The organism is Burkholderia arboris (assembly GCF_038723655.1).
In the GTDB taxonomy this organism is placed as follows: domain Bacteria; phylum Pseudomonadota; class Gammaproteobacteria; order Burkholderiales; family Burkholderiaceae; genus Burkholderia; species Burkholderia arboris.
In genome coordinates this window covers 508,895-521,664 of sequence record NZ_CP109823.1, presented here as the reverse complement: position 1 = coordinate 521,664, position 12,770 = coordinate 508,895, and the positions used below count along the sequence as shown (strand labels likewise).

The window sequence follows — 12,770 nt, the reverse complement described above, 5'->3', positions numbered from 1 at the left end:
ACGAGCGTCGCATGAGCCGCACTTCAGAAGGAGACAGCCGTGGCAGTCGAAACAACCTCAATCGATACGCTCGTCGTTGGCGCCGGGCAGGCCGGCGTGGCCATGAGCGAACACCTGGGCAAGCTGGGCGTGCCTCATCTCGTGCTGGAGCGCAGCCGCATCGCCGAACGCTGGCGCACCGGGCGCTGGGATTCGCTGGTCGCGAACGGCCCGGCATGGCACGACCGTTTCCCGGGGCTCGAATTCGACGGCCTCGATCCCGATGCGTTCGCGTCGAAAGACCAGGTCGCGGACTACTTCGAAGCGTATGCGCGCAAATTCAACGCGCCGATCCGCACGGGGGTCGAAGTGAAGCGCGTCGTGCGCAACACGGGCAAGCCGGGCTTCGTCGTGGAAACCTCCGACGGCGCGATCGAGGCGAATCGCGTGGTCGTCGCGACAGGGCCGTTCCAGCGCCCGGTCATTCCGCCGATCGCACCGGCCGACGCGCGCCTCGTGCAGCTCCATTCCGCCGACTATCGCAATCCGGGCCAGCTTCCGGAAGGCGCGGTGCTGGTGGTCGGCGCCGGTTCGTCGGGCGTGCAGATCGCCGACGAGCTGCAGCGCGCGGGCCGCCAGGTCTATCTGTCGGTCGGGCCGCACGATCGCCCGCCGCGCGCGTATCGCGGCCGCGACTTCTGCTGGTGGCTCGGCGTGCTCGGCGAATGGGACAAGGAAATCGCGACGCCCGGCCGCGAACACGTGACGATTGCGGTGAGCGGCGCGCGCGGCGGCCACACGGTCGATTTTCGCGCGCTCGCGAACCAGGGCGTGACGCTCGTCGGGCTGACGAAGTCGTTCGACGGCGGCGTGGCCGTGTTCGAACGCGATCTCGCGGTCAATCTCGCCCGCGGCGACGAGAACTACCTGTCGCTGCTCGACGCGGCCGACGCCTACGCGGCACGCAACGGCCTCGACCTGCCGGAGGAGCCGGAGGCACGCCGCATCCTGCCGAACCCCGAATGCGTCGCACATCCGATCCTCGCGCTCGACCTCGCCGGTGCCGGCGTCGCGTCGATCGTCTGGGCGACGGGCTACGCGGTCGACTACGGCTGGCTGGACGTCGACGCGTTCGCGCCGACCGGCAAGCCGCAGCACCAGCGCGGCGTGTCGAAGGAGCCCGGCATCTATTTCCTCGGGCTGCCGTGGCTGTCGCGGCGCGGCTCCAGCTTCATCTGGGGCGTGTGGCACGACGCGAAGCACATCGCCGATCACATCGTCACGCAGCGCAAATATCTCGCGTACCACGACGCGTCGCAGCACCGCGCGGCCGCGCAGCCGGCACCGGCCGACGCGCGTCCGCTCGCCGAAGCGGCGAACTGACCCCCTGATACGACCCGCCGCGCCGCGACCGCTGTCGGCGTGGCAGGCGAACACCCCGACACTCGAAGGACTTCGATGAGCCAGCCTACCCATACGCGTATCCGCATGTTCAACACCAAGGATACCTACCCGAACCAGACGCTCGACAACGACCTGTGCCAGGCCGTGCGTGCCGGTAACACCGTCTACGTGCGCGGCCAGGTCGGCACCGATTTCGACGGCAACCTGATCGGCCTCGGCGATCCGCGCGCGCAGGCCGAGCAGGCGATGAAGAACGTCAGGCAGTTGCTCGAGGAAGCCGGCAGCGACATCACGCACATCGTGAAGACGACGACCTACCTGATCGATCCGCGTTATCGCGAGCCCGTGTACCAGGAAGTCGGCAAGTGGCTGAAGGGCGTGTATCCGATCTCGACGGGGCTCGTCGTGTCCGCGCTCGGTCAGCCGCAGTGGCTGATGGAGATCGATGTGATCGCGGTGATCCCGGACAACTGGCAGCCGCACCGCGCCCAGGAGGCGACATGACTTTCTCCATCGTCGGGCGTTGCCCGGAGACCGGCCAGCTCGGGATCGCGATCAGCTCGTCGAGCATCGCGGTCGGCGCGCGCTGCCCGTGGGTGCGCGCGGGCGTCGGCGCCGTCGCGACGCAGAACATCACGCTGCCGGCGCTCGGCCCGCAGATCCTCGACCTGATCGAACACGACCAGCTTGCGCCCGCCGCGGCGCTCGACCGCGCGTTGAGCGCGAACGGCTGGAGCCAGTACCGGCAGGTCACGGTGATCGACGGGCAGGGGCACACGGCGTGCTTCACCGGCAAGGAAGCGCTCGGTACGCATCACGCGGTGCAGGGCGAGCAATGCATGGCGGCCGGCAACCTGCTGGCCGCGCCGGCCGTGATCGACGCGATGGTGCAGGCGTTCGAACAGGCGCCCGGCCTGCTCGCCGACCGGCTGCTGGCGGCGATGCACGCGGCGATGGCGGCCGGCGGCGAGGCCGGGCCGGTGCATTCGGCCGCGCTCAAGGTGGCCGGCGACGTGACCTGGCCGATCGTCGATTTGCGCGTCGACTGGGCCGATACCGATCCGCTCGGGCAGCTCGATGCGCTGTGGCGTGCGTATCGGCCGCAGATGCAGGATTACCAGACGCGCGCGCTGAACCCGACCGCCGCGCCGAGCTACGGGGTGCCGGGCGATGAGTGATATGTCGAGCCGCGCGCTGCTCGAGCGGCTGATCGGTTTCGCGACGGTCAGCCGCGAGTCGAACCTCGAGATGATCGGCTTCATCCGCGACTATCTGGCGGGCTTCGGCGTGGAAAGCGAACTGTTCTACAACGCGGAACGCACGAAGGCGAGCCTGTACGCGACGATCGGGCCGCGCGATCGCGGCGGCATCGCGCTGTCGGGCCATACGGACGTGGTGCCGGTCGACGGGCAGGCGTGGACGGTCGAGCCGTTCCGGCTGACCGAGCGCGACGGCCGCCTGTACGGCCGCGGCACGGCCGACATGAAGGGTTTCATCGCGTCGGTGCTCGCGGCGGTTCCGGCGTTCGTTGCCCGGCCGCTGAATGTGCCCGTGCATCTGGCGTTCTCGTACGACGAGGAGGTCGGTTGCCTCGGCGTGCGGCCGATGCTCGAACACCTGGCCGCGCGCGAGCATCGGCCGCGGCTGTGCCTGATCGGCGAACCGACCGAACTGAAGCCGGTGCTCGGTCACAAGGGCAAGCTTGCGATGCGCTGCCACGTGAAGGGCGCCGCGTGCCACTCGGCGTACGCGCCGTCGGGTGTCAATGCGATCGACTATGCGGCGAAGCTGATCGGCCGGCTCGGCGAGATCGGTGCGGCGCTCGCGCGACCCGAGCGGCACGACGGCCGTTTCGATCCGCCGTTCTCGACCGTGCAGACGGGGCTGATCAAGGGCGGCCGTGCGCTGAACATCGTACCGGCCGAATGCGAGTTCGATTTCGAGGTGCGTGCGCTGCCGGATTTCGATGCGCACGAGGTGCCGAGGAAGCTGCAGGACTATGCGGAATCCGAACTGTTGCCGAGAATGCGTGCGGTGCAGAGCAATACCGACATTCGATTGCAGCCGCTGGGCGCGTATCCGGGGCTGGCCACTGCGCCGGACAGCGAAGCCGCGCGCCTGCTCGCGATGCTGAGCGGTTCCAGTGCGTTCGGCACGGTGGCGTTCGGCACCGAGGGCGGGCTGTTCGGGCAGGCCGGCATTCCGGCCGTGGTGTGCGGGCCCGGCAGCATGGACCAGGGCCACAAGCCCGACGAGTTCGTCACGCTCGAGCAACTGCACGGATGCGACGCGATGCTGGGTCGCCTGGCCGCGCATCTTTCAGCGGCGGCCTGACCTGTTGCCGACACGCACGCACCGCTTCCTGCGGCGCGTGCGCGTTACTTCTTCCTATCGCGCCGATTCCGCGACGATCTGCGCGAGCCGCTCGCGGCAGAAATCGACGAACGACTGCGCCTGCTTCGTGAGCTGGCCGCGCTTCAGCCGTGCGCTCACGAGCCCGGACGGGCTCACCGTTTCACTGAGGCCGATCGTCACGACACGCTGGCCGTCGTACGTGTATTCGGAATGCGGGCGCGTGACGAGCAGCGAAAAGCCGAATCCCTGGCCGACCATTCCGCGCACCATCTCGATCGAAGGCGAGCCGAACACGATGTTCGGCGTGAGCCCGAGTTCATGAAACAGGCTGACGAAGTAGGTGCGGCTCGGCTGCACGTCCAGCAGGATCATCGGCTCCACACAGAGGTCGCGCAACGAAACGTGCGACTGGCCTGCGAACCGGTGGTTTTCCGGCAGCAGCACGTACGGCTGCTGCGGCGGCATCAGCGGCTCGGTCTCGATCGTGCCGTCGAGATCGTGGTCGTACATCAGCGCGAGATCGAACGTGCCTGACGTCAGGCCCTGCACCAGCTCCTGCTGGTCGCCGTCGCGCAGCCGGATGTTCACGCCCGGGTAGCGCTCGCGAAAGCCCGCGATCAGTTGCGGCAGATAGAGCGGCGCGACCGTCTCGAAGCAGCCGATGTCGATCTGCCCGGTGATCACGTCGTTGTCGGCGAGTGCGTTCTGTTCGAATTCGTGCGCGATGCGCAGCAGCTCCTGCGCTTTCCGGTAGAAGCGCGTGCCGCTCGGCGTGAGTGACACGCCCTGCGCATGATGGCGGATGAACAGCTTCACGCCGAAGCTTTCCTCCAGTCCCTTGATCGCGCTCGAGATCGACGGCTGCGCGATGAAGAGCTGACGCGAGGCCTCGGCGACGCTGCCGGATTCGACCGTCGTGATGAAGTATTTCAGTTGCCGCAAAGTGTAGTGAGCCACAAGCACCTCTGATACGCACGCCGGCCTGCCGCCGCTGCGCGCAATCTGTCCATGGTTTTGCGTAGCACCTTACCTGAAGAGCCGCGGTGCCGGAGTTTCCGCTGCAGAGCTTTTTCGTATGTCGCGGAAATATTTTTAGTATTTTCCGGCCCCCCCGCACGTGGCGCACCATCGTCTCCAACCTGGATCACGAAGATCACGACGCGGCCGCGCACGCGCTGGCGGGGCATGTCATCCGTCCCCGCATGCCGCAGATGTGCCGCTTCGGTCGACACCGCCGCGCGCACACGCGGCGCGTCGTCGCTCGCGTATCCGGACCCGATTGCCGGCGCGCACCCCGACGCGCGCCGGCGGAAACGGCAAGCGCGCATCGCCGCGCAGGACAGGAGACATCACCATGACGAACGCGGAACGCAATGCGTCCCCGATGATAGAGAAACACACGATCGGCTACGTGCCGCCCGCGGAGCGCCACGGCAAGGTGCGCGACCTGTTCACGCTCTGGTTCGGCGGCAACATCGCGCCGCTGCCGATCGTGACCGGCGCGCTCGGCGTGCAGATCTTCCACCTGAACCTGATGTGGGGCATCGTCGCGATCGTCGTCGGCCAGGCGGTTGGCGGCGTGCTGATGGCATTGCATTCGGCGCAGGGGCCGCAGATGGGCATCCCGCAGATGATCCAGAGCCGCGCGCAGTTCGGCTCGTGGGGGGCGCTGCTCGTCACGGTGATCGCGGCCGTGATGTACGTCGGCTTCTTCGCGTCGAACATCGTGCTGGCCGGCAAGTCGGTGCACGGCATCGCCTCGTCGGTGCCGGTGCCCGTCGGCATCGTGATCGGCGCGGTGGGTTCCGGGTTGATCGGCATCGTCGGCTACCGCTTCATCCACATCCTGAACCGCATCGGCACGTGGGTGCTCGGCATCGGCATCGTGATCGGCTTCTGGATGATCCTCACGCACGTGGCGACCGACGATTTCCTGACGCGCGGCGGCTTTGACTTCGCGGGCTGGCTCGCGACGGTGTCGCTGTCGGCGTTGTGGCAGATCGCGTTCGCGCCGTACGTGTCGGACTATTCGCGCTATCTGCCGGAGAATGTCGGCGTCGCGTCGACGTTCTGGGCGACCTATCTCGGCTGCACGATCGGCTCGACGCTCGCGTTCATCTTCGGCGCGGTTGCGGTGCTCGCGGTGCCGGCCGGCGCGGACACGATGGACGCGGTCAAGCAGGCAACGGGCCCGCTCGGGCCGCTGATGCTCGTGCTGTTCCTGCTGAGCGTGATCAGCCACAACGCGCTGAACCTGTACGGCGCGGTGCTCGCGGTGATCACGTCGGTGCAGACGTTCGCGTACAAGTGGATTCCGACTGCGAAGGCGCGCGCGGTGGTGTCGGTCGTGATCTTCGTCGCGTGCTGCTACGCGGCGATCGGCGCATCGACCAACTTCATCGGCAACCTCGTGGATCTCGTGCTCGCGCTGCTCGTCGTGCTGGTGCCGTGGACGGCGATCAACCTGATCGACTTCTACGTGATCCACAAGGGCAAGTACGACATCCAGTCGATCTTCATGGCGGACGGCGGGATCTACGGCCGCTTCAATCCGCAGGCGCTGCTCGCGTATGCGATCGGCATCCTCGTGCAGATTCCGTTCATGAACACGCCGATGTACGCGGGCCCGATTCCCGCGCATCTGGGCGGCGCGGACCTGTCGTGGGTCGTGGGCTTGCTGCTGACGTCACCGCTGTACTACTGGCTCGCGACGCGCGACAGTGCGTATCGGCGCCGGCAAGGCGGTGCGCATCTGCCGCCGACGGCAGTGCGTTGAAGGAAAGGAGGGCCGCCGCTTGGGTTGTGGCGCAGCGGCGGCCAATGGCAGGCGCGGGCAGGCGCGCGGCGGACCCGATACCGCACGCCTGCCGGTCCATCAGACGACCGCCGAGCGCGCGACGCGCACCGGCACCGACTTGTACGACGGCGTGCCGCTTTCCTTGTCGATGTAGTCCAGCGGGACGAGCACGTTCGCCTCCGGATAGTAGGCACCGACCGATCCCGGCGCGATGTCGTACTCGATCGCGGTGATCTTCTCGAGGCGCAGCGTGCGGCCCGATGCAGTGATTGTCTCGATGTCGACGAGGTCGCCGTGTTCGAGCCCGTACTTCGCGAGATCGGCCGTGTTCATGAACAGCACGTCACGCCGTCCGAACACGCCGCGATAACGATCATCGAGCCCGTAGATCGTCGTGTTGTACTGATCGTGGCTGCGCAGCGTGATCAGCCGCAGCACCTGCTCGGCACCGAGCACGTCCGCGTCTTCCTTCACGCCCTTGTAGACCGAGAACATCGCCTTGCCGGTCGCCGTCGGCCACACGCGCTCGGTAGGCGGCAGCGGCAGCCGGAAGCCGCCAGGCGTGCGGATGCGCTCGTTGAACGCCTCGAAGCCGGACACCGTGCGGTCGATCAGGTCGCGGATGCGGTCGTAGTCGGCGATCAGGTCGAGCCATGCGACCTTGCTGTTCGGCAGCGTCGCATGCGCGATCCCCGCGACGATCGCGGGCTCCGAGCGCAACTGGTCGGACGCAGGCTTGAGCTTGCCGGCCGACGCATGGACCATCGACATCGAATCCTCGACCGTGATCGACTGGCGGCCGGTTGCCTGCATGTCGAGCTCGGTGCGGCCGAGCACCGGCAGGATGAAGGTTTCCTTGCCGACCAGCAGGTGCGAACGGTTCAGCTTCGTGCCGAGATGCACGCTCAGGTCGAGCTTCGCCATTGCCGGGAACGACAGTTCCGGATCGGGCAGCGCGACCGCGAAGTTGCCGCCGAGGCACAGCAGTGCCTTCGCGGTACCGTCGATCATGGCCTGCATCGCCTGCACGGCGTCGTGCCCGTGATGCGCGGGCGGCGTGAAGCCGCATACGTCCTCGATCTTCTTCAGGAACTCGGCCGACGGCTTCTCGGTGATGCCGACCGTGCGGTTGCCCTGCACGTTCGAATGGCCGCGCAGCGGGCATACGCCGGCGCCAGGCTTGCCGATGTTGCCGCGCATCAGCAGCAGGTCGGCGATCAGGCGCACGGTCGCGGTGCCCTTGTTGTGCTGCGTGACGCCCATCCCGTACGTGATGATGGTCGCGTTCGACTTCGCGTACGCGAGCGCGACCTGTTCGAGCTGCGCCTGGCTGAGGCCGCTCGCGCGTTCGATGTCGTCCCACGACGTGGCTTCGAGGTCGGCCGAGAACGCATCGAAGCCGTTGGTGTGCTGCGCAATGAAGTCACGGTCGAGCACGTCGCCGCGCTCGGCTTCGAGCTGCAGCAGCGCCTTCATGATGCCCTTCAGTGCGGCCGCGTCGCCGCCCGCGTCGACCTGGTAGTACGTCGATGCGATTCGCGTCGAGCCGAACGACGCCATCTCGATCATGTCCTGCGGATCGGCGAAGCGCTCGAGCGCACGCTCGCGCAGCGGATTGAACACGATGATCGGCACGTTGCGGCGGGAGCACTCGTGCAGCGTGCCCATCATCCGCGGGTGGTTCGTGCCGGGATTGTGGCCGATCGAGATGATCAGCTCGCAGTGGTCGAAATCCTCCAGCGAGACGGTACCCTTGCCGATGCCGATCGACTGCGGCAGGCCGACGCTGGTCGGCTCGTGGCACATGTTCGAGCAGTCGGGGAAGTTGTTGGTGCCGAGTTCGCGTGCGAACAGCTGGTACAGGTACGCGGCTTCGTTCGACGCGCGGCCCGACGTGTAGAACTCGACCTGCTCGGGCGGCAGCGCGCGCAGCACTTCGCCGATGCGCGCGAACGCGTCGTCCCATTCGATCGCGCGAAACGTGTCGCTCGCGCGGTCGTAGACGAGCGGATGCGTGAGCCGGCCCATGTTCTCCAGTTCGTAGTCCGACATGCGCAGCAGCGATGACACCGTGTTCGCCGCGAAGAATTCGGGCGTCACGCGCTTGGTCGTCGCTTCCCACGTGACGGCCTTCGCGCCGTTTTCGCAGAACTGGAACGTCGACTTGTGTTCCTTGTCGGGCCATGCACAGCCGGGGCAGTCGAAGCCGTCGGGCTGGTTGGTCCGCATCAGCACGATCGGCGCCTCGATGGTTTCCATCTGCGTACGCACCGCATCGGCTGTCGCGCGAAGCGCGCCCCAACCGCCGGCGGGCCCATCGTACTTCCTGATGCCTGGCACTTCGCGTCGATTTGTCATGTGAATCTCCAAGAGCCGGGCCCGGTGCGGGCGGCTCGGTTGCGCCATGTCGCGGCGTGGGGCGGCTCCGTCCGGTGGACGGAGCCGGTCATGCGTGCCCCCGGGCTGCAGGGCACGTGTTTTTCTCAGTGCGCGTCCTTCTTCGCACCGGACGACTTCTTGCCGGACTTCGCCGCGGGCGGCGGCGTGTCGGCGGGCGTGTCGTCCGCTTTCGCGTTGCCGGATGCCTTGGCGGCCTTGCCGTTCGGCTTCGCCTTGCCGTCAGCGTCCTTCTTCGCGTCCTTCGTGTCTTTCGCTTCCGGCGCGGCGAGTGTGGTGAACTTCACTTCGTCGCTGTCCTTGTCGAAGTCGACTTCGCACCGGTCGCCCGATTTCAGCCGGTCGGCGAGGATTTCCTTCGCGAGCTTCGTTTCGATGGTTTGGCGGATCTGGCGCTTCAGCTCGCGCGCACCGAACTCCGGCTGGTAGCCGACTTCGGTCAGGTGATCGACGAGCGCGCTACCCATCACGAGCGTGATGTCCTGCGCGGCGGCCGTACGCACCACGCGGTCGAGCTGGATCTGCACGATCGAGCGGATGTTGTCCTTCGACAGCGCGTGGAAGACGATCACTTCGTCGATCCGGTTCAGGAACTCGGGGCGGAAATGCCCCTTCAGCACCTGCATCAACTCCTCGCGGACCGCCTTGTCGGTCTTGCGCGCGGCTTCGGGTTGCGTGAGGTTGTCCATGATGATCGCCGCGCCGAGGTTGCTCGTCGCGATGATGATCGTGTTGCTGAAGTCGACCACGCGACCCTTGCCGTCGGTCAGCCGGCCGTCGTCGAACACCTGCAGCAGCACGTTGTAGACGTCCGGATGGGCCTTCTCGATCTCGTCGAGCAGGATCACGCTGTACGGACGCCGCCGCACGCGCTCGGTGAGCTGGCCGCCTTCGTCGTAGCCGACGTAGCCGGGCGGCGCACCGATCAGCCGCGCGACCGCGTGCCGCTCCATGTACTCGGACATGTCGATGCGGATGATCGCCTGCTCGTCGCCGAACACGGTCTCCGCGAGCGCCTTCGCGAGCTCGGTCTTGCCGACGCCCGTCGGCCCGAGGAACAGGAACGTCGCGATTGGCCGGTGCGTCTGGCCGAGCCCCGCGCGCGACAGCCGCACGGCATCGCTGACGGCGACCACCGCATCGCTCTGGCCGACCACGCGCTCGCGCAGTTGCTCTTCCATTTGCAGCAGCTTCTGGCGTTCTTCCTGCGTGAGTTCGGAGACCGGGATGCCGGTCAGCCGCGACACGACCTCGGCCACCGATTCGACGGTGACTTCCAGCGTTTCCGAGCCGGTCTTGCGCTGCCACGCCTCCATCATCTCGTCGACGGCTTTCTGCTTCTCGTTGATCTGCTCCTCGAACTGCTTCGCCTGGTCGAAGCGCTTGCGCGACGTGGCGTAGTCCTGCTCGCGCTTCAACTGCGCGATCTGCGCCTCGCCTTCCTGGATGTCGACCGGGCGCGACGTCGCGCCGATCCGCACGCGTGCGGCAGCCTGGTCGATCAGGTCGATCGCCTTGTCGGGCAGGAAGCGCGACGTGATGTAGCGGTCGGCGAACTCGGCGGCGGCGACGAATGCGTCGTCGGCGAACGTCACCTGGTGGTGCGCCTCGAGGCTGTCGCGCAGCCCGCGCAGGATCACGATCGTCTGCTCGACGCTCGGCTCCGGCACGAACACGGGCTGGAAGCGCCGTTCGAGCGCGGCGTCCTTCTCGATGTACTTCTGGTATTCGTTGAGCGTCGTCGCGCCGATCAGGCTCAGCTCGCCGCGCGCGAGCGCGGGCTTCAGGACGTTCGCGATGTCGAGGCCGCCTTCGCCGCCGCCCTGGCCCGCGCCGACGATCGTATGCAGCTCGTCGATGAACAGGATCAGTTCGTCCTGCTTCGCAGTCACTTCGTCGATCAGCTGCTTCGCGCGCTCCTCGAATTCGCCGCGATATTTCGCGCCGGCCACCATCGAGTTGATGTTGACTTCGACGAGCCGCTTGTCGCGCAGCACCTCGGGCACGTCGCCGTTGACGATCCGCTGCGCGAGCCCTTCGACGATCGCCGTCTTGCCGACGCCCGGCTCGCCGATCAGCACCGGGTTGTTCTTCTTGCGGCGCGCGAGCACCTCGATCGTGCTCTCGATTTCCTGCGCGCGGCCGAGCACCGGATCGAGCTTGCCCTGGCGTGCGATCGCGGTGAGGTCGCGGCCGAACTTGTCGAGGTTCGGCGTGCCGGTCGGCGCATCGACGCGGCCGTCCTCGGCGCCCTTGCCGACCACTTTCACGACTTTCTGGCGCAGCGCCTCGGGCGTCACGCCGTATTTCTTCAGCAGCGTGCCGGCGATGCTGTCCGGCACCGACGCGAGCCCGATCAGCAGGTGCTCGGGGCCGATGTACGAGTGGCCGAGATCGCGCGACGCCTGGAACGCGTACTGCACGGCCTTCTTCACGCGCGGCGAGATCGACAGCTTGTCGAGCGGCGCATCGGGGTCGGCCGTGCCGGTGTGCGCATGCGCGTCGATGTACGACTTGATGTCCTGCGGCGACAGCTTCAGTTCCTTCAGCAGCGCGGCGCACACGTCGGTGTCCGCGAGCGCGTAGAGCAGGTGTTCGGAATCGAGCTCGCTGCGGCGCAGCTCGTGCGCCTTCTCGGCCGCGCGCTGCAGCAGTTCGAGCGTCTGTTCGCTGAACGCGTCGGTCGGGTCGACCGATTCGCGCGGAATCTCCGCGGCAAGCGGCGATTCGTCGCCGGATTCGCCGAACAGCGACGACGAGCCGCCACCCAGCAGCGAGTCGAACGGGTTCAGCATGCTCTGATGCCGCATCAGCTGACGGAAGTGGTAATCGCAGATCGAGATCGTCTTGCGCTCGCCGTCCTGCATCACGGTTGCGCGCGCGACGGCCGGCCGGGCGTGGCAGATATCGCAAAGTGCGGGCATGGTGGTCTGGCTCCTGTCGGTGAAGGTGGGTCGAAGGGTGAAGTCCCGATGCGGTGCGGCGCTCGCGCGTCCCGACCGCGCACACACGACGCGCGGCGCGGCGGCGCGCGTGCCGCGCCCGTGCAGCGGCGCAGCGCGCGCCGGCGTGGCGCACGGTCGCAATCGGGGCGGAAAGCGCGAGTGCTGCGAGGAGCCCACGGCATCGCTTCGACTGCATTCAAAATAACGAATCGGCGGAGGCCATCCAAGACACAGTTCCCTGCCGGGCTGGCCGTGAATTGCACCCTCACATGGCCGCGTGCATCGGTGGCAAGGAGTACAGACGGGTGCATGCGCGGCGGCGCGGGCCTGCGCGGCGGGTGCAGCATGCGATGGCTGGACGCGGGGAGGGGGGGCGCGCGCACGGCGCGCGGTGCGACATCGGCGCGCAGGGCGCCGGCCGCCGGCAGACGGTTGGCGATACGGGAGGCGGGGCGCGGCGCGGATGCCGCGAGGGGCGCGTGCGCAAACCGGTCACGACCGGCCACGCGCGCGCCGCAACCGGGGCGTACGGGGTGGCCGAAGGCGAGGACGGGTGGCACGGGTTGAGCCGGAACGGCGCAACCGTGGAAAACCGCAATCAGTCGGAGAGTGTCATCGCGAGCCGCTGTCGCGCAATCTGTTTCACGTCGGTCGAGAGTGCCGCATTCGGCAGACCATTGGCCCAGACGGAGAACGAATCCTCGATCAGGTTGCGCGTGTCGGGCGGCAACTCGGCCAGCATCAGCGAGACGACGGTAAACAACACGGCGGTGTCGCCAGCCTGGCTGCCCGCGTGGGCGTCGACCGTCCGCTTCAGGGTGTCGACCGACGCCTGCAGCGCCTGCAATGCCTCATTCGATTCGCTCATGACACACTCCATGCAAGATGGGTTG

Annotated in this window: 9 protein-coding genes; 5 read left to right on the top strand and 4 right to left on the bottom strand. The window is 67.4% G+C overall.

The features are described from left to right. The first annotated feature begins 39 nt into the window (after positions 1–39). The 4 genes from OHZ10_RS34955 (at position 40) to argE (ending at position 3,717) form a co-directional block, all read left to right on the top strand. Positions 40–1,362, top strand: coding sequence for an NAD(P)/FAD-dependent oxidoreductase (locus OHZ10_RS34955; RefSeq protein WP_342706444.1), 1,323 nt, complete (start codon positions 40–42; stop codon positions 1,360–1,362). Positions 1,363–1,437: 75 nt separating this feature from the next. Beyond that, positions 1,438–1,887, top strand: a complete 450-nt coding sequence (locus OHZ10_RS34950; RefSeq protein ID WP_059242004.1) for a RidA family protein — start codon at positions 1,438–1,440, stop codon at positions 1,885–1,887. After that, positions 1,884–2,561, top strand: coding sequence for a DUF1028 domain-containing protein (locus OHZ10_RS34945; protein ID WP_174994557.1), 678 nt, complete (start codon positions 1,884–1,886; stop codon positions 2,559–2,561). Before OHZ10_RS34950 ends, OHZ10_RS34945 begins: the two co-directional genes overlap by 4 nt. Continuing rightward, positions 2,554–3,717 carry an acetylornithine deacetylase gene (argE, locus tag OHZ10_RS34940; RefSeq protein ID WP_256087486.1) on the top strand — a complete coding sequence of 388 codons (1,164 nt, stop codon included), beginning with the start codon at positions 2,554–2,556 and terminating at the stop codon, positions 3,715–3,717. Before OHZ10_RS34945 ends, argE begins: the two co-directional genes overlap by 8 nt. A gap of 54 nt (positions 3,718–3,771) precedes the next feature. Here argE and OHZ10_RS34935 read toward each other — a convergent pair whose 3' ends face one another. After that, the gene (locus tag OHZ10_RS34935) at positions 3,772–4,695 is read right to left on the bottom strand and encodes a LysR substrate-binding domain-containing protein (protein ID WP_059241999.1); all 924 of its coding nucleotides are present in this window, start codon (positions 4,693–4,695) and stop codon (positions 3,772–3,774) included. A 397-nt stretch (positions 4,696–5,092) separates the two neighbouring features. On the opposite strand from OHZ10_RS34935, the gene OHZ10_RS34930 reads away from it, so the two are divergent. After that, a complete protein-coding gene (locus OHZ10_RS34930; RefSeq protein WP_174994559.1) occupies positions 5,093–6,514 on the top strand; it encodes a purine-cytosine permease family protein in 1,422 nt (473 codons plus the stop codon). 99 nt (positions 6,515–6,613) lie between these two features. On the opposite strand, the gene OHZ10_RS34925 is transcribed toward OHZ10_RS34930, so the two are convergent. The 3 genes from OHZ10_RS34925 to OHZ10_RS34915 all read right to left on the bottom strand — a co-directional run bounded on the left by OHZ10_RS34925 (position 6,614) and on the right by OHZ10_RS34915 (position 12,745). Beyond that, the gene (locus OHZ10_RS34925; RefSeq protein WP_342706443.1) at positions 6,614–8,893 is read right to left on the bottom strand and encodes an FdhF/YdeP family oxidoreductase; all 2,280 of its coding nucleotides are present in this window, start codon (positions 8,891–8,893) and stop codon (positions 6,614–6,616) included. Between the two features lie 125 nt (positions 8,894–9,018). Continuing rightward, entirely contained in the window at positions 9,019–11,856 is a 2,838-nt protein-coding gene (locus tag OHZ10_RS34920) for an ATP-dependent Clp protease ATP-binding subunit (RefSeq protein WP_340626112.1), read from the bottom strand. 619 nt (positions 11,857–12,475) lie between these two features. Then, positions 12,476–12,745 (bottom strand): hypothetical protein, encoded by a 270-nt coding sequence (locus OHZ10_RS34915; RefSeq protein ID WP_059241991.1) that lies wholly within the window; start codon positions 12,743–12,745, stop codon positions 12,476–12,478. Between the last annotated feature and the right edge of the window lie 25 nt (positions 12,746–12,770).

Coding starts and splice junctions, on each gene's coding strand:
- OHZ10_RS34950 (WP_059242004.1), top strand. CDS start 1,438: ATGAGCCAGCCTACCCATACGCGTATCCGCATGTTCAACACCAAGGAT.
- OHZ10_RS34930 (WP_174994559.1), top strand. CDS start 5,093: ATGACGAACGCGGAACGCAATGCGTCCCCGATGATAGAGAAACACACG.
- argE (WP_256087486.1), top strand. CDS start 2,554: ATGAGTGATATGTCGAGCCGCGCGCTGCTCGAGCGGCTGATCGGTTTC.
- OHZ10_RS34920 (WP_340626112.1), bottom strand. CDS start 11,856: ATGCCCGCACTTTGCGATATCTGCCACGCCCGGCCGGCCGTCGCGCGC.
- OHZ10_RS34925 (WP_342706443.1), bottom strand. CDS start 8,893: ATGACAAATCGACGCGAAGTGCCAGGCATCAGGAAGTACGATGGGCCC.
- OHZ10_RS34915 (WP_059241991.1), bottom strand. CDS start 12,745: ATGAGCGAATCGAATGAGGCATTGCAGGCGCTGCAGGCGTCGGTCGAC.
- OHZ10_RS34945 (WP_174994557.1), top strand. CDS start 1,884: ATGACTTTCTCCATCGTCGGGCGTTGCCCGGAGACCGGCCAGCTCGGG.